The following is an 18,085-nucleotide window of genomic DNA, read 5'->3' on the forward strand; positions in this document are numbered from 1 at the left end:
CGTGGTCGTGTGACCGCCCACCACCCCCGCCCCCTGTCGCCTGCCGCGCGGGTCGGGCGCGCGATCGCGTTGAGTCTCGCCGTCCTCATGGTCGCCGTGCAGTTCGCAATTCTCGGAGGCGTTGCCTGGGGCGTTCAGAATCCGCGGGTTGTCGCCGATCAGTGGACCGTCGCCCGCTACACGCCGCCGGCCGAGATCTCCGCGCTCGCCGACCGTGCTGGGCTCAGTGATCGTGGTCGGTTCTACTTCTATGCCAGCCGCCCCGAGATCGTGCCGACGACCGAGTTCGACGATGTGTGCACCTTCCGCGAACCGGGAATCGGCGTACTCGGGTGCTACACCCTCGCAGACGGTCGCATCTTCCTCTTCCCGATCAGCTCACCCGAGCTCGAGGGCCTGCAGGTCGTCGTTGCCGCTCACGAGATGCTGCACGCCGTGTGGGACCGGATGGGGAGGGAAGAACAGGAAGCGCTCGCTGGCCCCCTCGAGGAGGCATTTGCCGCGCTCGGCCCCGATCACGAGCTGGTGGAGCGCATCGCGCTATACGAGGAGGTGGACCCGAGCTCACGAATCCCCGAGCTCTACGCGATCCTCGGAACCGAGGTTGCCGACCTTTCCCCGGTCCTGGTCGAGCACTATTCGGGATGGTTTGACGACCGTGATCGCGTGACGGGGCTGTACGCCGAGGCGAACGCCGTGTTCCGCGACCTTGACCGGCGGCTCGAGGCACTGCAAGACGACCTCACGGAACTCTCCGCCGTGATCGACGCCGACCGTGCCGAATTCATCCGCGAATCCGACGAACTCGCCGCCGACATCGCCGACTTCAACGAGCGCGCCGATACGCCGGGCGCCTTCGACAGCGAGGAGCAATTCGCCGCCGAGCGGGCCGACATCATTGCCCGCCAGGAGGCGCTTGAAGCGTCGCGCGATGCCCTGAACGCCGCCGTTGATCGCTACAACGCCCTCGTTGCCGATCTCGAGGCCCTGAACGCTGAAGCCGCGGAGCTGAACCGAGCGATCAACATCTCGGTCACCCCGCAGGAGGCCGAGCCCGACGACTAGATCGGGAAGAGCTGATCGATCGCATCCAGGTCCTCCGCGGCCGGGGTCCATGCGGAGACTGCGGCGGCGTTTTGCGCAACCTGCTCGACGGTTGTTGCCCCCGCGATGATGGACGCCATGGCGGGACGCGACAAAAGCCATCCGATCGTTGCCTCGAGCATCCCGATGCCGCGGTCGTGGCAAAAGCGTTCGTATGCGTCGATCGCGTCCCAGGGCGCGCCCTCCAGAAGGTGAGGTCGCTGACGCATGATGCGGGAATCGGTCGGGCCTCCGGTGCGGCTGAACTTGCCAGTAAACAGGCCGTTGTAGAGCGGGAACCAGGGCAGGAAGCCGACACCGTAGCTCTCCGCGACAGGCAGCAACTCTCGCTCCGCGTCGCGCGTGAGGAGGTTGAACTCGTTCTGCGCCGAGATGAAGCGCTCGTGGCCGTGCAGCTGCGCGACGAGGTCGGCCTCGACGAGTTGCCAGGCGGCGAAGTTGGAGTGCCCGATGTAGCGGATCTTGCCCTCGTCGATGAGCTCGTCGAGGGCGGCGAGGGTCTCCTCGATCGGCGTGAGCGGGTCGGGTGTGTGGAGCTGGTAGAGATCGATCCAGTCGGTCTTCAATCGCGTGAGGCTCTGCTCGACGGCGAGTCGCACGTAACGGCGGGATCCGCGCGCCCCCCAGTGCGGAATCGGGCTCTCGTAGTCGGTGTGACCGAACTTCGTCGCGAGCACGATCTGGTCACGCTTGCCGATGAGCGCCTCGCCCATCATTTCTTCACTGCGACCGTAGGCGTAGCCGTAGATGTCGGCCGTGTCGAAGAGCGTGATGCCGTGGTCGATGGCGGCGTGCATGACGCGCGCCGCGCCCTCCTGCTCCTCCGTCGCGGTGCCGGGTCGCCCGAAGTTGTTGCAGCCGAGCCCGACGCTCGAGACCCGAAGTCCCGAGGCGCCGAGGGTGCGGTACGTCATCTCTGTCATGCCTCCTATCCTCCCAAATCCGGGATCGACGTCCCGTCTCCCCGTGAGGCTCGGGATGCTCGCACGGCGTCGGGTGCGCCCGGTAGCGTTCCCCGCATGCCCGAGACCTCGATCAACACTGCTGACGCCGCCACCATCTCCCCCGCCACCGTGATCGGCCCCGATGGGCGCGCGCGCTGCGCCTGGGTCGGCGACACCGCCGACGTGCAGCACTACCACGACGACGAGTGGGGTGTTCCGGTGCGCGGCGACCGGGCGCTGTTCGAACGCATTGCGCTCGAAGGGTTTCAGTCGGGGCTGTCGTGGCTGGCGATTCTGCGCCGCCGCGACGGTTTCCGCTCGGCGTTCGCGGGCTTCGATCCCGCGGCGGTCGCACAATTCGGCGATGCTGACGTCTCCCGGCTCCTCGACGACGACGCGATCATCCGCAATCGGCGAAAGATCGAGGCGACCGTGGCGAACGCCCGAGCATTGGTGGCGTGGCAGGCGGAGCAGACGCACGCGCTCGACGCGCTCGTGTGGTCGTTCGCCCCCGAGCCGTCCGAACGTCAGCGACCACGCACCCTCGCCGATGTTCCGACGCACACGGAGGCGTCGCGAGCACTCGCCGCGACGCTCAAGTCGCGCGGTTTTCGCTTCGTCGGCCCGACGACGATGTACGCCCTGATGCAGGCAACGGGCGTCGTTGACGATCACGTCGCTGGCTGCTGGCGCGCCGACGACTAGCGCGTGTCAGGCGTCGACACGGCGTGCCCGGGTCAGCGATCCTGCGGCACGACGAGTTCCAGCGAGTCCTTCCCCGCACGGCGAAGCTCCCACCCGAGGCCCGCGGCGCGGGCGCACAGGTCATCGAGCGTTGCGGGTAGATGGCCAGCAGACACCAGATCGCGCACGAACAAGCCCTTGCCGCGCTTGTTGAAGTGGTTCAGCGCGCGCGTGGTACCGTCAGCATCCCTCGCCACCACGGACACCGTGGCGACCTCCTGAACAGGCGAGGCGTTCGGTAACGGCCCGAGCGCTGCGTAGCTCGCCGAGCGAAGGTCGACGAGCGTCTCGCCCGTGCGGGCGAGGGCCTCGGTGCACGCGTGTGCCCAGACCCGCTTCAGCGACACCCCCGGCAGTCGCGAGTCGGCCGACAACCGGTACGCCGGAATGTGCTCGAGCGCGCTAAGGAGTCCGAACAGTGCCGACTGAACGAGCACCGATGTACCCAGCACCTGCCGCTCTGCGGCGCCCAGGGAGCCGGCGTCGAGCGCGTCGTACAACACACCCGTGTAGCGGTCGATCGCTGGCATCATGGGTGCCTCGTCGAGGGCTCGGTCACGCGCAAGCTCCGCGGCGGCCGCTCGATGACCCACCTTGAGCGCCCGCGCGATGACCTCGTCATCACTTCCGGCGACCAGCTCGTCGAGCGCACGGCGCACCGTTCGTCGCGGGTCGACGAGTGTCGGAAATCTCGGCGCCAGATCGTCGCGCGCGGGCTCTCCCCCGTCACGCTTCGTCTCCGACGGGGGCAGGAGGATGATCGTCACGAGCGGAGGAAGGCGACGGCCCGATCAACGAGATCGGGCAGCGGTTCGACCGTGTCGAGCTGGAGCCGCGGACGCTGCTCGGCGAGATGCGACCACGGCGCGTACTCGTCGAGCGACTGTTCCACCGCGTACCACGACGGCTCGGCGATGTGCGCGAGGTCGCGTCTGCGCTGCTCCAGGCGCGCGCGATGCACGTCGCGGTCGCTGCACACCACCTCGATGAAGCGCACTTCCACGCCATAGCGATCGGCCAGCGTCACCCACTGTTCCCTGGCGGGCTGGACCGCGTTGACCGCGTCGACGATCAGGCTCTGCCGTGAGCGCAGAACCGCTTCCGCAATACGCTCGGCAACAAGGTAGGCGGCGAGGCCCGTGGGCTGCCCCGCGTCGATGCCGGCGCTGAGAATCGCTGACTCAAGCGGGTCGACGGAGACAACCGGTATCGACAACCGTGCGGCGATCTGCTCGGCCACGGCCGACTTCCCCGAGCCGGGGAGGCCGGCCATGGCGACGAGCACGAAAGGGCTACTGGATTTCGGCGAAACCCGCGACGACCGTCACGGTGTCGTTCTCAACGGAGAGGAAGCCGTCTTCGGCGCGCGCGATGATCGGCGACCCCGATACGGGGGTGATGCGCACCTCGCCGGCGCCCAGAATGCCCAGCACGGGTTCGTGTCCCGGCAGGATTCCGATTTCGCCCTCGGTCGTGCGCGCGACGATCTGCTTCGCCGCGCCCGACCACACTTCGCGGTCGGCGGCGACGACGCTGACGGACAGCTCGGCCACGATTACTCGTTCTCCGCCTGGATCTGCGCCCACTTCTCTTCGACGTCGCTGATCGAGCCGACGTTGAAGAAGGCCTGCTCGGCCACGTGGTCGAACTCGCCCTTGGCAATCGCGTCGAACGACTCGATGGTGTCCTTCAGCGGGACAGTCGAGCCCTCAACACCGGTGAACTTCTTCGCCATGTAGGTGTTCTGCGAGAGGAACTGCTGGATGCGACGGGCACGCGACACCGTGATCTTGTCCTCTTCACTGAGCTCGTCGACGCCGAGGATCGCGATGATCTCCTGCAGTTCCTTGTTCTTCTGCAGAATCTGCTTGACGGTCGTTGCCACCCGGTAGTGGTCCTCGCCGATGTAGAGCGGGTCGAGGATACGACTCGTCGAGGTGAGGGGGTCGACCGCGGGGTAGAGACCCTTCGACGCGATCTCACGGCTCAGCTCGGTGGTCGCGTCAAGGTGCGCGAACGTCGTTGCCGGGGCCGGGTCGGTGTAGTCGTCGGCAGGAACGTAAATCGCCTGCAGCGAGGTGATCGAGTGACCGCGCGTCGAGGTGATGCGCTCCTGCAGGATGCCCATCTCGTCCGCGAGGTTCGGCTGGTAGCCCACCGCGGACGGCATGCGGCCGAGCAGGGTGGAGACCTCGGAACCGGCCTGGGTGAAGCGGAAGATGTTGTCGACGAACAGCAGAACGTCCTGCTTCTGCACGTCGCGGAAGTACTCGGCCATCGTGAGCGCCGACAGGGCGACGCGCAGTCGCGTTCCCGGCGGCTCGTCCATCTGGCCGAAGACGAGTGCCGTCTTGTCGAAGACGCCGGCCTCATCCATTTCCGCGATGAGGTCGTTGCCCTCACGGGTGCGCTCGCCGACGCCCGCGAACACCGACACACCGCCGTGGTCCTGCGCAACGCGCTGGATCATTTCCTGGATCAGAACCGTCTTGCCCACACCGGCGCCGCCGAAGAGGCCAATCTTTCCGCCGAGCACGTACGGAGTGAGCAGGTCGATGACCTTGATGCCGGTCTCGAACAGCTGCGTCTTCGACTCGAGCTGGTCAAAGGCCGGGGGCTTGCGGTGGATGGGCCAGCGCTCGGTGATCTCGATCTTCTCGCCCGGGGCTGCGTTCAGCACCTCGCCGATGACGTTGAACACCTTGCCCTTGGTGACGTCGCCGACCGGGACCGAGATCGGTGCGCCGGTGTCGCGCACGACCTGGCCGCGAACGAGGCCATCCGTGGGCTTGAGGGCGATCGCGCGGATCAGGTCGTCGCCGAGGTGCTGGGCGACCTCCAGCGTAAGCGTGGTGGTCGTCTCACCGATCGTGACCTCGGTCTGCAGCGCGTTGTAGATTCCGGGGATCGCGTCATGCGGGAACTCGATGTCGACCACCGGACCGGTGACGCGGGCGACCCGCCCACCTCCGGCTGGCACCGATTCCGTCGCGGGCTTCTTCTTCGTTGTTGCGGTAGCCATGGTTTCTCTTCCTGTCTAACAGCGCGCTGTGTCTGAGTGGGGACGCGTCCGTGCGGCGTCTATGTTGACGAGGCCAGGGCGTCTGCGCCGCCCACGATCTCGGAAATCTGCTGGGTGATCTCGGCCTGACGCGCGTTGTTCGCGAGTCGGGTGTAGTCGAGGATGAGCGTGTCGGCATTGTCACTCGCCGACTTCATCGCCTTCTGACGGGCCGCGTGTTCGGATGCGGCGGACTGCAGCATCGCATTGAAAATGCGACTCTCGATGTAGACCGGCAGCAGAGAGTCGAGCACCTCATCAGCGTCCGGTTCGAACGCGTAGAGCGGCAACAGCTCGGTGTCACCCGGGTCATCCACACCGTCGACGATCTCGAGCGGAAGCACCCGCACGATCTCCGGAACCTGGGAGACCAGGTTCACGAAGCGGTTGTAGACGACGTGAATCTCATCAACGCCGCCCTCACTCTCGCCACCGGCGATGAATGCCTCGACAAGGGTGTCGGCGATTTCTTTGGCGGTGCCGAACTCGGGCTGGTCGGTGTTGCCCGTCCACTGTTGCGCGCTCGCGCGCCGACGGAAGGCGAAGTACTGCACCGCCTTTCGACCCACGAGGTAGTGCACAACCTCTTTGCCCTCCCCCTCGAGCCGCGTCCGCAGCTCGGAGGCCTCGCGGATCACCTGCGAGCTGAACGCTCCGGCGAGTCCGCGATCGGACGTAAAGATCAGCACGGCGGCGCGGGTGGGCGTCTCGCGCTCCGTCGTCAACACGTGATCGACGTCGGAGTAGGTGGCGACCGCCGAAACCGCGCGCGTCACCGCGCGAGCGTAGGGCGTCGACGCAGCCATGCGGGCCTGCGCCTTCTGAATTCGCGAGGCGGAGATGAGCTCCATCGCGCGCGTGATCTTCTTGGTCGTCTGGGCAGAACGAATTTTCTGCCGGTAGACCCGAAGTTGCGCTCCCATGAGTGTCGTCTTTCCTTCGGTGTGGACGTCGGGTGAGGGTGTCGTCAGCGCTTGCGGCGGACGATCTTCTCCTGGTTGATGTCCTCGGCCTCGGTCTCGTCGAACTCTTCGTGGCCGGCCTGCACACCGCCGGAGCCTCCCCCGACGAACTCAGCGACAAAGCTGTCGACGGCCTTCTCGAGCTCGGCCTCGGTCGCATCGTCGAGAACGTTCTTCTCGGCAAGAGTCGTGAGGATCGACGTGTTGCGACGAAGGTGGTCCAGCATTTCGCGCTCGAATGACAGGATGTCGTCGACGGCGATGCTGTCGAGCTTGCCCTTCGTTCCGGCCCAGATCGACACGACCTGCTCTTCGACGGGGTACGGCGAGTACTGTGGCTGCTTCAGCAGCTCCGTCAGGCGGGCACCGCGGGCGAGCTGGCGACGGCTGGCCGCGTCGAGGTCGGAGGCGAACATCGCGAAGGCTTCCAGCGAGCGGTACTGCGCGAGCTCCAGCTTCAAGGTTCCGGAGACCTTCTTGATGCTCTTGACCTGCGCGTCACCGCCGACTCGCGACACCGAGATACCCACGTCGACCGCGGGACGCTGGTTCGCGTTGAACAGGTCCGACTGGAGGAAGATCTGGCCGTCGGTGATCGAGATCACGTTGGTCGGGATGTACGCGGAAACGTCGTTCGCCTTCGTCTCGATGATCGGCAGTCCGGTCATCGACCCTGCGCCCAGCTCGTCCGAGAGCTTCGCGCAACGCTCGAGCAGACGGGAGTGCAGGTAGAAGACGTCACCCGGGTAGGCCTCGCGCCCCGGCGGGCGGCGCAGCAGAAGCGACACGGCGCGGTAGGCCTCGGCCTGCTTGGACAGGTCATCGAAGATGATGAGGACGTGCTTGCCGCCGTACATCCAGTGCTGGCCGATGGCCGAACCGGTGTACGGAGCGAGGTACTTGAAGCCCGCGGGGTCCGAGGCGGGAGCGGCGACGATCGTCGTGTACTCCATGGCTCCGGCGTCCTCGAGCGCGCCCTTGACGGCCGCGATCGTCGAGCCCTTCTGGCCGACGGCGACGTAGATGCAGCGAACCTGCTTCGAGACGTCCCCCGACTCCCAGTTGGCCTTCTGGTTGATGATCGTGTCGATCGCGATCGCCGTCTTACCGGTCTGACGGTCGCCGATGATGAGCTGACGCTGGCCGCGTCCGATCGGGATCATGGCGTCGATCGCCTTGATGCCGGTCTGCATGGGCTCGTGCACACTCTTGCGCTGCATAACGCCGGGGGCCTGCAGCTCGAGAGCGCGACGGCCTTCGCCTGCGATGTCTCCGAGGCCATCGATCGGCGAGCCGAGCGGGTCGACGACGCGACCGAGGTAGCCGTCACCGACGGGGACAGAGAGCACCTCGCCCGTGCGGGTGACCTCCATGCCCTCGACGATGCCGGTGAACTCGCCGAGCACGACGACACCGATCTCGTTCTCGTCGAGGTTCTGCGCCAAGCCGAGCGTGCCGTCCGAGAAACGGATCAGCTCGTTCGCCATCACGCTCGGGAGGCCCGCGACGTGGGCGATGCCGTCCGCGGCATCCACCACCCGGCCGACCTCGGTCGCCGCGACGGCGCCGGGCTCGTACGAGTTCGCGAAGTCCTTCAGCGCATCGCGGATCTCGTCCGGGCTGATCGAAAGTTCTGCCATGTCTTTTCCTTCGTCGTTGCGTCCCGAAGCCGGGCCGCTGGATGGTGTTACCGGCGCTACCGCGCCAGCTGAAGCGTGAGATCGGTCAGTCGCGCGGCGATGCTGCCGTCGATGACCTCGTGCCCGACCTGGATGCGGGCGCCGCCCAGAACCGACGGGTCGACGACCTGCACCAGCAGGTGGTCTCGGCCGTATCGCTCGCGGACGGTCTGAGCGACCTCCGCCAACTGCGTGTCCGTCAGTGACTTGGCGACCGTGACTGTCGCAAAGCCCTTGCCAACCGCGTCTGCCACGAGTTCGGCCCCGGTGCGCACAAGTTCACCGATTCGCCGGCCGCGCGGCTGGCGAACGAGGTGGCTCATGATGGTGCGGGCCTCGGGGCTCGTGCGGCCGTCGAGCAGCCGGTCGACGAGGGCGCCTCGTGACTCCGGAGTGCCCCGCGTGCCGCTGAGGGCCAGCTCGAGTTCCGCCGAGGTCGCTACCAGTTGGCCGACCGCATCGAGCTCGCGAGCGACCGCGTCTGCGTCGTCGGCCGTCAGCGCGAGCGCGCGGATTCCGAGTTCTTCAATGCCGGCGATCAGTTCGCCGGACGATGACCAGGATGCGGACAGCGCCGATTCGAGGACCGACCGCGCGGGCGCGCTCAGTTCTGCGAAAACGCGGTCGCGCATCGCCGTCGCCGCTGTTCCGTCGGCCGCGAACAGCGCCGACTGGAGACCGTGGGACGATCCGATGAGCCGAGCGGCAGCGAGTAGCTGCCCCCCTGCGGCGCGGTCGAGCCCGGGCGTCGACGCGAGCACCTGGCGCGCGCCGGCCAGAGCCGTCCGAGTCGCTGAGCCCATTTACGTCGTCGCCTTCTCGTCGGCGTCGAGGTCGGCCAGGAACCGATCCACGATTGCCGTTGCCTTGGCGTCGTCGGTAAGCGTCTCGCCGATCACGCCCCCCGCCAGCTGAATGGCCAGGGTGCCGACTTCGGTCCGCAGCGAGACAACAGCGGCCTGGCGTTCTGCCTCGATCTGCTGTTGCGCCGTGGCGGTGATGCGCGCGGCTTCAGACTGCGCCTGCTGCTTCAGGTCCGCGAGGATCGCCTGCCCGTCGGTGCGGGCCTGCTCGCGAATGCGCCCCGCTTCGGCACGGGCCTCTGCGAGGAGTTCGTTGTACTCCTCCAGCTGCGCAGACGCTTCCGCCTGGGCGGCCTCGGCCTTGGCAATGCCCCCCTCGATCAGTTCCGCGCGCTCGTCAAGGATCTTTCGGAAGCGCGGCATCACGAAGAAGAAGAAGAACGCGAGAATCAGCGCGAAGGGCACCGCTGACCACACGATGTCGTACACCGGGGGCAGGAACAGCGCGATTCCTGCGTTAGCCGCAATCGTCGGGCTCGACAGCATCAGGGAAGCCTTACTGGAAGATGAAGAAGGTGGCGACGCCGATGAAGGCGAGCAGCTCGGCAAAGGCGATGCCCAAGAACATCGTCACCTGCAGGCGGCCGGCCATCTCGGGCTGACGGGCCATCGCTTCGACGGTCTTGCCGGCGACGATACCCACGGCGAGGCCCGGGCCGAGCGTCGCAAGGCCGTAACCGACAGTCGCGATGTTGCCCGTGATCTGCGCGAGGATTGTGGAGTCCACGTGTGTTTCCTTTCGGTGGTGATCGCGTCGTCGAATGACGAAGCGGTGCGGAGGTTAGTGGTGATCGGACGCGGCCTGCTGGATGTAGACCGCGGTAAGCAGGGTGAAGACGTACGCCTGCAGAACCGCGATGAGCAGTTCGAACAGCGTGATGACGATGCCGCCGAAGAGAGTCAGGGCACCAAACGCGGCAGCAGCCCCGCCCACGTTGACGACGAGGAAGTTCGTCGCGGCGAAGGCGAGCACCAACAGAAGGTGGCCGACCATCATGTTCAGAAGAAGACGCAGCGCGAGCGAGACGGGCCGCATGATGAAGATGTTGATCAGCTCGACGGGCGCCAGGAGCAAGTAGAGCACCGGAGGAACGCCGGGCGGGAAGAGCGCGTTGCGAATGAACGGCCACCCGCCCACCTCGCGGATGCCGGCGTAGATGAACGCGACGTAGGACACGAGCGCCATCGTGAGTGGCATTCCGACGAGAGATGTTCCGGCGATGTTGGCGAATGGGACGATGCCCGTGATGTTCATCGCGAGAATCGCGAAAAACAGCGATGCCAGAAGCGGCAGGAAGCGGCGCCCGAGGCGTTCACCGAGGATCTGCTCGGCGATCTGCACGCGCACGAAGTCGAGGGCCATCTCGGCGGCTCCCTGGCCGCGGGTCGGCACGAGGCGCGACTTGCGAAGAGCCAAGTACATCAAGAGCACCATGATGGCCAGCGCGATGAGGCGCACCATGATGATGCGGTTGATCTCGAAGGGCGTGCCTTCGAAGAACAGAGCGGGAAGGCCGACGAACTCGTCGATGCCGGGGGCTTTGAACTGGCCGTCTTCGCCGGCGAAGGGTCGCAGGAGAGAGGCAGTGACGAGGGCAGAAGTAGACAGCGCAGTCTCCAAGATCAGGGCGTCGGTCAGATCAGAAAGCGAGGTGATCGGCGTGGGTGACCGGGGTCAACCCTATCAACTCGAGGCCCGGTCGGACGAATCGGCGGCGTCCCCCGGCAGTGGAGGGTCGGCATACGGAATACGCGAGCGCAGAACGGCGACAACGTCGGCCCCCACGCTGCCGACTGCGGCCGCGACGAGCGCGACGAACAGAGCGACCGGATCCAGTGCATCCACCCCGCGGAATACGGCGACGAACCCGATGAAGCCCACCAGCTTCACCAGCCATGCGCCCATGATGATGACGAAGAACACGGGGCTGGAGGGGTCGTCTTTCGACGTGCGCACGGCGATCAGCACGCTGAGCGCGGTGATGCCGACGAACAGGAAGCCGACGGCCGCGCCGATGAGCGCCGACAGCAGTCCGGCGAGACCGGCGACAAGAGCCCCGACGACGCTGCCGACGATGGCAATCAGGATGCTCACCGCGGCTCCGTAGAGCAGTGACAGCTTCAGAGTCTTTTCGACGTTCATGACCGGCGGTTCTCCTCGGTGGTGTCAGCGACGGGCGCGTCGCGGGGGTCGGGTTCGTGGTCGATCGGCGGCGCGGCCGCGTCGAGCGGGTCGTACTGCGCGAGCTGGGCATCGGGGTGCGGGGCGCGCTGCGCGGCAGACTCGACGCGCTTGCGTCGGCTGAGCGGGGCAAGCGTGACAATGGCGCAGAGCACGAGGCCCGCGCTCACGCCGCCGAGGGCGATACGCCAGTCGACAAACATGAAGGCGAGCGTGCCGACCGCAACGACCGCCGTCCAGCCGTAGAAGATCAGCACGGCGTGAAAGTGGCTGTGCCCCATGTCGAGCAGGCGGTGGTGCAGGTGCAGACGGTCGGCGCTGAACGGGCTCTTCCCGGCCCGCAGACGTCTCAGCACCGCAAGCCCGAAGTCCATCAGGGGAACGATCAACACCGCGAAGGGAAGCATGAGCGGGATGAACGCCGGAAGCAGCTGCTCCGAGCCGATCGACGCCGGGTCGATTTGTCCCGTCACCGTGACCGTGGAGACGGCCATGAGCATCCCGATCACGAGCGCTCCCCCGTCGCCCATGAAAATCTTCGCGGGGTGCCAGTTGAAGGGCAGGAATCCGAGGGTGGCGCCGAGCAGAACCGCCATCACCATGGAGGCGAGGTTGAACGCCGACTGACCGGTCGAGGTCGACAGGATGTAGCTGTAAGCGAAGAACACGCCGCCCGCGATCAACGTGACCCCGGCGACGAGTCCGTCGAGACCGTCGATGAAGTTGACGGCATTCATCACGAGGACGACCGCCAGGATCGTGATGATCAGCGAGAGCGTCGGAGACAGCACCGTGATGCCCTCCCCCGGCCCGACCGGGAGGGACACGATCTGCACGCCCGCCCAGGCGAGAAACCCGCCGACCAGCAGCTGGCCGGCGAGCTTCGTCACCCAGTCGAGGTCGAGGATGTCGTCGACCACGCCGATTGCGAGCATGATGAGCGCCGCGGCCGCGATCGCAAGAACGGGCCACGGGTCGGCAAACACGGGCCGGAACCAGCTGATCTGAGAGGCCACGGCGAGGCCCGTGAGAACCCCCACCACGATGGCGATACCCCCGAGTCGCGGCGTCGGACGGGTGTGCACGTCACGCTCACGAATGCCGGGATAGAGCTTGAAGCGATGACTGAGCCGCACGATCGCCCAGGCACCGACGAGGCTGATGACCGCGGCGATGAGGGCAATCAGCAGCAGGAATCTCACGCGATGCGCTCCGCACCGACGATGCGGGCGATGTCGTCGTCGGGGATGACGCCGTGGCGAAGGATCCGCAGTCGCCCCTCGGGAAGCGCCAGGCTCGTGGCATCGACGATCGTCGAGCCGTTGTCGCGGCCGTTGACGGGCGCGACGCCCCGCGGACCCGCGTCGAGGTACACGGCGACGCGATCGCCGAGCATGTCGACGGCCTCCTGGCAGCTACGGGCGGCCGGGCGGCCGCTGAGGTTCGCGCTGGAGACCGCGAGCGGCCCGGTGTCGGCCAAGAGGTTCAGGGCGACGGTGTCATCGGGCATGCGCAAGGCGACAGTCCCTCCCGTCTCACCGAGGTCCCAGGTGAGCGACTCGCGTGCTTCGACGACGACGGTCAAGCCCCCCGGCCAGAACTCGCGCACGAGCGCCGTGATCTCGTCGGGCACGACCTCGGCGAGAGCGGTGAGCGTCGGGATACCCGGAATCAGCACCGGCGGGGGCGCGTCGCGGCCGCGTTCCTTGGCGTCGAGCAGGCGCTGAACCGCTTCAGGGCGGAAGGCGTCGGCGGCGACGCCGTAGACCGTGTCCGTCGGCATGACGACGAGCTCGCCGCGGCCGATGGCGCCTCGCGCGGCCCGCAATCCGGCGAGGAGTTCGGCCTCCACGCTGCAGTCAAAAACGCTCACCATGATGCTCCCATCATAGTCGGGCAGACTGGAGGTGCCGCCCGGTCGAGCGGCGCCCGACCCCGCCGAGAGGACCCCGATCCGCCGTGCTGTTTTTGTTCGACATGGACGACGTGCTGTGCGACTACGACTGGCGCACGCGGATGGCGGCCCTGACGGCCCGAACGGGGCACGATCTCACCGAGTTGCGGCGGCGCTGGTGGCTGAACGGCCTCGAATTCGCGGCCGAGGCGGGCGATCCGGCCGACGCCGACGAGTACCTGGCCGTCGTGACGGCAGCGATCGGGGCGGACATTCCTCGAGAGGAATGGGTGCGCATCCGGGCGGAATCAACGGTCGCGCGGCCAGAGGCGGTGGATGCCGTGCGGCGGGCCGCCGAATTCGGTCGCGTCGCGTTGCTGACGAACAATTCGATCCTGATCCAGGAGCATCTGCACGAGGTCGCGTCCGAGCTCGCCGAGGTGATGGGACGCGAGCATCTGCACGCGAGCGCCCGGTTCGGGGCCCGGAAGCCCGACCCCGCCGTCTACGCCCGCGCCATGGAGCACTACGGGGCGACCGCGGCACAGACGTTCTTCACCGACGACCGGCCCGACAACGTCGCCGGCGCCGAATCCCTCGGCATCACCGGTCACGTGTACGTACACGCGGCCGGCCTGCGGGCCGCGATCGACGCGTTCGCTGAACGCGCCGCCGCCTGACGAATCAGCGGGCGGCCGTGGTCGCCCGGTCGCGTCCGAGCAGGTCGGGATGCGTCGCCGACGCCCGCAGGCCAGCCTCGGCCAGGATGCGCCGGACCGCAGATCCCTGCTCCTCACCGTGCTCGACGACGAGGGTGCCGCCCGGCACGAGCAGCCGATGGGCCGTGGCAGCGACGGCTCGCATCGCGTCCAATCCGTCCGTGCCCGAGTAGAGAGCTTCTGGGGGGTCGAACAGCCGAACCTCGGGGTCGCGGGGCAGCGCGCGCTCGGGCACGTACGGCGGGTTCGACACCACGACGTCAACGCTTCCGGCGAGCTCGGGGAGCGCGTCGGCGAGGTCGGCAACGACCACGCTCACGCGACCGGCCCCGAGCCGCTCGACATTGCGGCGCGTCCACGGCACCGCCTCGGGCGTCTTCTCGACCGCGACGACTCGAGCGTTCGGCACCTCCGTGGCCAGCGCGAGCGCCAGGGCGCCGCTGCCGCTGCCGAGGTCGACGGCGAGCGGCTCGACGGTGGGGCGCGCCCGCAGCGCGTCGATGGCGTACTGCGCCACGATTTCGGTTTCGGGCCGCGGAACGAATACGCCTGGGCCGACCGCGAGGGTGAGCCCGCGAAAGGCCGCGACGCCCAGGATGTGCTGGAGCGGTTCCCGGCGCGCACGACGATCGACGAGCGTCACCACCTCGGCGACCCGGTCGGCCGGCACCCTCATCGCGGTGATCGCCTTCGCCTCGACCTCGCCGCGACCGAGCTCGAGAACGTGACCGATGAGATGGGCCGCGTCGCCGCGGGCCGATGCCACGCCCGCCGCCGCGAGTTCGTCGCTCGCCCAGGCGAGCAGGGCATCGATCGTGGCCGCCTCGCTCATCGCGCTGACGCCACGTCTCGCGCCGCTCACGTTTCGTCGCCGAGAGCGGCGAGCCGCGCCTCCTCGTCCGCTTGGATGCACGACTCGACGACGGGGCCGAGGGCCCCGTTCATCACGGCATCCAGGTTGTAGGCCTTGTACCCGGTGCGGTGGTCGGCGATGCGGTTTTCGGGGAAGTTGTAGGTGCGGATGCGCTCGGAGCGGTCCATCCCGCGGATCTGACTCTTGCGCGCATCCGACTGCGCAGCCGCGATCTCTTCCTGCTGCTTGGCGAGGATGCGGGCGCGGAGGACGCGCATGGCCGCTTCGCGGTTCTGCAGCTGGCTCTTCTCGTTCTGCATCGCCACGACGATTCCGGTCGGGAGGTGCGTGATGCGCACGGCCGAGTCGGTTGTGTTGACGCTCTGGCCGCCCGGGCCGGACGACCGGTAGACGTCGATCTTCAGGTCGTTCTGGTTGATGTCGACCTCCTCGGGCTCGTCCACCTCGGGGAACACGAGCACACCGGTCGTTGACGTGTGGATGCGGCCCTGCGACTCGGTCGCCGGAACGCGCTGCACGCGGTGCACGCCCCCCTCGTACTTGAGGCTCGCCCACACGCCGTCGGCGGGATCGGACGACGTCGACTTGATGGCGACCTGCACGTTCTTGTAGCCGCCCAGGTCGCTCGTGGTCGAGTCAAGAAGCTCCACCTTCCAGCCGCGCGACTCGGCATAGTACGAGTACATGCGCAAGAGGTCGGCGGCGAACAGTGCCGACTCTTCGCCACCCTCGCCGCCCTTGATCTCCATGATCACGTCGCGGCCGTCGTCGGGGTCACGAGGAATCAGCAGGCGGCGCAGCTTCTCCTGCGCCTCAGCGAGAGCCTCCTCCAGCGCGGGGACCTCGTCGGCGAACGCCTCGTCGTCTTTCGCAAGCTCACGCGCGGCCGCTAGGTCATCGCCCGCCTGCTGCCACACGTCGTGCGCGTGCACGATCTGGTTCAGCTCGGCATATCGCCGGTTGAGCTTCTTCGAGCGCGCGGGGTCGGCGTGCACCGCCGGGTCGGCGAGCTGCTCTTGCAGTTCGGCGTGCTCGGCGATGAGCGCCTCGACGCTATCGAACACGTGTGTCACTCGCCCTTGTGGGCCGCGCCGTTCTGGGGCAGCGCCTTCTGGATCTGCACGAGGAACTCGACGTTCGACTGCGTCTCCTTCAGCTTGCCCAGCACGATCTCGAGCGACTGCTGCGGGTCGTGACCCGCGAGCGCGCGACGCAGACGCCAGGTAACCGCGACCTCATCGTTGCCGAGCAGCATCTCTTCACGACGGGTGCCCGAGGCGGAGATGTCGACGGCGGGGAAGATGCGCTTGTCGGCGAGCTGGCGAGACAGACGCAACTCCATGTTGCCGGTGCCCTTGAACTCTTCGAAGATCACCTCGTCCATCTTCGACCCGGTCTCCACGAGTGCCGTGGCGAGGATCGTTAGCGAGCCGCCGTCTTCGATGTTGCGGGCGGCACCGAAGAACTTCTTCGGCGGGTACAGCGCGGCCGAGTCGACGCCGCCGGACAGCACGCGGCCGCTCGTCGGCGCGGTCACGTTGTACGCGCGGCCGAGTCGAGTGATCGAGTCGAGCAGCACCACCACATCGTGACCGAGCTCGACGAGGCGCTTCGCGCGCTCGATCGCCAGCTCGGCAACCGTCGTGTGGTCGTCGGCGGGACGGTCGAAGGTCGAGGCGATGACTTCGCCCTTAACCGAGCGCTGCATGTCGGTGACCTCTTCAGGGCGCTCGTCGACCAGTACGACCATGAGGTGCACCTCAGGGTTGTTCTCGGCGATGGCTCCGGCGATGGCCTGCAGCGCGAGGGTCTTGCCTGCCTTCGGCGGCGAGACGATGAGACCGCGCTGGCCCTTGCCGATGGGAGCGACGAGGTCGATGATGCGGGTCGCGAGCTTCGTCGGGGCCGTCTCGAGACGCAGACGTTCCTGCGGGTAGAGCGGCGTGAGCGCGCTGAACTCGACGCGCGAACGCGCCTCGTCGATGCTTTGGCCGTTGATCGAGTCGACGCGCACCAGCGCGTTGTATTTCTGGCGGCCCTGATTCTCGCCCTCTCGCGGCTGCCGGATGGCGCCGACGACGGCGTCGCCCTTGCGCAGCTGGTAATTCTTCACCTGGCCGAGGGAGACGTAGACGTCGCTCGGGCCGGGAAGGTAGCCGGTGGTGCGGACGAAGGCGTAGTTGTCGAGAACGTCAAGGATGCCCGCAATGGGAATGAGGACGTCGTCGTCGCTGATTTCCGGGTCAACGTCGTCGTTCTGGCCGCGACCGCGCTTGCGGTCGCGAGCGCGTCCACGGCCGCGACCCGACTCGTCGTCTCGGTCGTCGTCGCGGGGGCCGTTCTGGCCGGCGTTCTGGCCACGACCGCCCTGCTGCTGGCCACCCTGAGACGGCTGCTCGTCCTTCTTGGCGTCGCCGTTCTGGCCGTTCTGGCCCTGGTCGTTCTTGTCGCCGCCGCGACCGCGACCGCGACCGCGGCCTCGACCGCGCCCGCCGCGCTCGTTCTGCGACTGGTCACCCTGCTGGCCATCGGCCTGCTGCTCGGCGGGCGTCTGCTCGTCGGCCCTCTGACCGTCCGACTTCTGGTCGGCGTTCGCGGCCTCGCCGGCTGCCGCAGCGTCGGGGGCGACGGCGACGCCGGCGTCACCGCCGGCGACGTGGTCGGCGGCCGATCGGCGGGTGTCGCCCGCGGCGGTCACCGTTCCCGTGGTGGCGCGCCGCGAGCCGCGGCGTCCCGAACGCTCGGCCGCGGGAGCAGCGTCGGCGGCGGGAGGGGCGTCGGCCGCGGTGGTGCCGTCCGCGGCGGGCTCAGCCTCACCAGGAGCGGCTTCAGAAGCGGGCGCCTCGGCGGGTGCCGCATCCGCTGCGGGGGCGTCATTCGGGGCGGGCGCAGCCGCGCCGCCGCGGGCCGCCTCGATGGCGGCGACGAGCTCGCCCTTGCGGAGCTTCGAGATTCCGGCGACGCCGAGTGAGGAGGCGAGCTCCTGCAGCTGCGGCAGTTTGAGGCCGGACAGATCGTTGGATGTTTCGGTCACGGGGGTGTCGGTCCTTTCGACTCGG

At 67.7% G+C, this 18,085-nt stretch carries 20 protein-coding genes; 3 read left to right on the forward strand and 17 right to left on the reverse strand.

The genetic code is table 11. From position 1 onward, the window contains the following. Positions 1-9: 9 nt before the first annotated feature. Positions 10-1,065: a hypothetical protein gene (locus tag EV140_RS09065; protein ID WP_130283192.1), complete on the forward strand. Its 1,056-nt coding sequence runs from the start codon at positions 10-12 to the stop codon at positions 1,063-1,065. Here EV140_RS09065 and EV140_RS09070 read toward each other — a convergent pair. After that, a complete protein-coding gene (locus tag EV140_RS09070; protein WP_130283194.1) occupies positions 1,062-2,027 on the reverse strand; it encodes an aldo/keto reductase in 966 nt (321 codons plus the stop codon). The genes EV140_RS09065 and EV140_RS09070 overlap by 4 nt on opposite strands. Positions 2,028-2,123: 96 nt before the next feature. Between EV140_RS09070 and EV140_RS09075 the strand changes: the two genes are divergently transcribed. Continuing rightward, positions 2,124-2,753 (forward strand): DNA-3-methyladenine glycosylase I, encoded by a 630-nt coding sequence (locus EV140_RS09075; RefSeq protein ID WP_198674411.1) that lies wholly within the window; start codon positions 2,124-2,126, stop codon positions 2,751-2,753. 32 nt (positions 2,754-2,785) lie between these two features. On the opposite strand, the gene EV140_RS09080 is transcribed toward EV140_RS09075, so the two are convergent. The 13 genes from EV140_RS09080 to EV140_RS09140 all read right to left on the reverse strand — a co-directional run bounded on the left by EV140_RS09080 (position 2,786) and on the right by EV140_RS09140 (position 13,415). After that, positions 2,786-3,559, reverse strand: a complete 774-nt coding sequence (locus EV140_RS09080) for a YaaA family protein (RefSeq protein WP_241971398.1) — start codon at positions 3,557-3,559, stop codon at positions 2,786-2,788. Further along, positions 3,556-4,065: a P-loop nucleotide/nucleoside kinase family protein gene (locus tag EV140_RS09085; RefSeq protein ID WP_231924086.1), complete on the reverse strand. Its 510-nt coding sequence runs from the start codon at positions 4,063-4,065 to the stop codon at positions 3,556-3,558. The genes EV140_RS09080 and EV140_RS09085 overlap by 4 nt, the downstream gene beginning before the upstream one ends. 19 nt (positions 4,066-4,084) lie before the next feature. Further along, positions 4,085-4,345, reverse strand: coding sequence for a F0F1 ATP synthase subunit epsilon (locus EV140_RS09090; protein ID WP_096422053.1), 261 nt, complete (start codon positions 4,343-4,345; stop codon positions 4,085-4,087). Positions 4,346-4,347: 2 nt separating this feature from the next. Further along, complete coding sequence (gene atpD / locus EV140_RS09095) at positions 4,348-5,814, reverse strand: F0F1 ATP synthase subunit beta (RefSeq protein ID WP_130283196.1); 1,467 nt, start codon at positions 5,812-5,814, stop codon at positions 4,348-4,350. Positions 5,815-5,873: 59 nt separating this feature from the next. After that, complete coding sequence (locus EV140_RS09100; protein WP_130283198.1) at positions 5,874-6,776, reverse strand: F0F1 ATP synthase subunit gamma; 903 nt, start codon at positions 6,774-6,776, stop codon at positions 5,874-5,876. 44 nt (positions 6,777-6,820) lie between these two features. Then, complete coding sequence (atpA, locus tag EV140_RS09105; RefSeq protein ID WP_130283200.1) at positions 6,821-8,455, reverse strand: F0F1 ATP synthase subunit alpha; 1,635 nt, start codon at positions 8,453-8,455, stop codon at positions 6,821-6,823. A gap of 56 nt (positions 8,456-8,511) precedes the next feature. Further along, entirely contained in the window at positions 8,512-9,297 is a 786-nt protein-coding gene (gene atpH / locus EV140_RS09110; RefSeq protein WP_130283202.1) for an ATP synthase F1 subunit delta, read from the reverse strand. Next, entirely contained in the window at positions 9,298-9,843 is a 546-nt protein-coding gene (locus EV140_RS09115; protein ID WP_130283204.1) for a F0F1 ATP synthase subunit B, read from the reverse strand. It lies immediately after the preceding gene. A 10-nt stretch (positions 9,844-9,853) separates the two neighbouring features. Continuing rightward, positions 9,854-10,084, reverse strand: coding sequence for an ATP synthase F0 subunit C (gene atpE, locus EV140_RS09120; protein WP_130283206.1), 231 nt, complete (start codon positions 10,082-10,084; stop codon positions 9,854-9,856). 54 nt (positions 10,085-10,138) lie between these two features. Then, on the reverse strand, positions 10,139-10,978 hold the full coding sequence (gene atpB, locus EV140_RS09125; RefSeq protein ID WP_241971399.1) for a F0F1 ATP synthase subunit A: 840 nt from the start codon (positions 10,976-10,978) through the stop codon (positions 10,139-10,141). 63 nt (positions 10,979-11,041) lie between these two features. After that, positions 11,042-11,500, reverse strand: coding sequence for a Cg1360 family ATP-synthase-associated protein (locus EV140_RS09130; RefSeq protein WP_130283210.1), 459 nt, complete (start codon positions 11,498-11,500; stop codon positions 11,042-11,044). Further along, a complete protein-coding gene (locus tag EV140_RS09135; protein WP_096422071.1) occupies positions 11,497-12,741 on the reverse strand; it encodes an MraY family glycosyltransferase in 1,245 nt (414 codons plus the stop codon). The genes EV140_RS09130 and EV140_RS09135 overlap by 4 nt, the downstream gene beginning before the upstream one ends. Next, positions 12,738-13,415 carry an L-threonylcarbamoyladenylate synthase gene (locus EV140_RS09140; protein ID WP_096422073.1) on the reverse strand — a complete coding sequence of 226 codons (678 nt, stop codon included), beginning with the start codon at positions 13,413-13,415 and terminating at the stop codon, positions 12,738-12,740. The genes EV140_RS09135 and EV140_RS09140 overlap by 4 nt, the downstream gene beginning before the upstream one ends. Before the next feature lie 83 nt (positions 13,416-13,498). On the opposite strand from EV140_RS09140, the gene EV140_RS09145 reads away from it, so the two are divergent. After that, on the forward strand, positions 13,499-14,113 hold the full coding sequence (locus EV140_RS09145; protein WP_241971400.1) for an HAD-IA family hydrolase: 615 nt from the start codon (positions 13,499-13,501) through the stop codon (positions 14,111-14,113). 4 nt (positions 14,114-14,117) lie between these two features. On the opposite strand, the gene prmC is transcribed toward EV140_RS09145, so the two are convergent. Genes prmC through rho form a run of 3 tightly spaced genes read right to left on the reverse strand, consistent with a single transcriptional unit; the run spans position 14,118 to position 18,060 of the window. Then, entirely contained in the window at positions 14,118-14,984 is an 867-nt protein-coding gene (gene prmC, locus EV140_RS09150; protein WP_096422077.1) for a peptide chain release factor N(5)-glutamine methyltransferase, read from the reverse strand. A 26-nt stretch (positions 14,985-15,010) separates the two neighbouring features. Then, the gene (gene prfA, locus EV140_RS09155) at positions 15,011-16,090 is read right to left on the reverse strand and encodes a peptide chain release factor 1 (RefSeq protein WP_130283212.1); all 1,080 of its coding nucleotides are present in this window, start codon (positions 16,088-16,090) and stop codon (positions 15,011-15,013) included. Positions 16,091-16,095: 5 nt separating this feature from the next. Next, positions 16,096-18,060, reverse strand: coding sequence for a transcription termination factor Rho (gene rho, locus EV140_RS09160; protein ID WP_241971401.1), 1,965 nt, complete (start codon positions 18,058-18,060; stop codon positions 16,096-16,098). Positions 18,061-18,085 lie beyond the last annotated feature (25 nt).

Source organism: Microcella alkaliphila (assembly GCF_004216855.1).
Classification (GTDB): domain Bacteria; phylum Actinomycetota; class Actinomycetes; order Actinomycetales; family Microbacteriaceae; genus Microcella; species Microcella alkaliphila.

Coding starts and splice junctions, on each gene's coding strand:
- EV140_RS09070 (WP_130283194.1), bottom strand. CDS start 2,027: ATGACAGAGATGACGTACCGCACCCTCGGCGCCTCGGGACTTCGGGTC.
- EV140_RS09075 (WP_198674411.1), top strand. CDS start 2,124: ATGCCCGAGACCTCGATCAACACTGCTGACGCCGCCACCATCTCCCCC.
- EV140_RS09085 (WP_231924086.1), bottom strand. CDS start 4,065: ATGGCCGGCCTCCCCGGCTCGGGGAAGTCGGCCGTGGCCGAGCAGATC.
- atpD (WP_130283196.1), bottom strand. CDS start 5,814: ATGGCTACCGCAACAACGAAGAAGAAGCCCGCGACGGAATCGGTGCCA.
- EV140_RS09100 (WP_130283198.1), bottom strand. CDS start 6,776: ATGGGAGCGCAACTTCGGGTCTACCGGCAGAAAATTCGTTCTGCCCAG.
- atpA (WP_130283200.1), bottom strand. CDS start 8,455: ATGGCAGAACTTTCGATCAGCCCGGACGAGATCCGCGATGCGCTGAAG.
- atpH (WP_130283202.1), bottom strand. CDS start 9,297: ATGGGCTCAGCGACTCGGACGGCTCTGGCCGGCGCGCGCCAGGTGCTC.
- EV140_RS09115 (WP_130283204.1), bottom strand. CDS start 9,843: ATGCTGTCGAGCCCGACGATTGCGGCTAACGCAGGAATCGCGCTGTTC.
- EV140_RS09130 (WP_130283210.1), bottom strand. CDS start 11,500: ATGAACGTCGAAAAGACTCTGAAGCTGTCACTGCTCTACGGAGCCGCG.
- EV140_RS09140 (WP_096422073.1), bottom strand. CDS start 13,415: ATGGTGAGCGTTTTTGACTGCAGCGTGGAGGCCGAACTCCTCGCCGGA.
- prmC (WP_096422077.1), bottom strand. CDS start 14,984: ATGAGCGAGGCGGCCACGATCGATGCCCTGCTCGCCTGGGCGAGCGAC.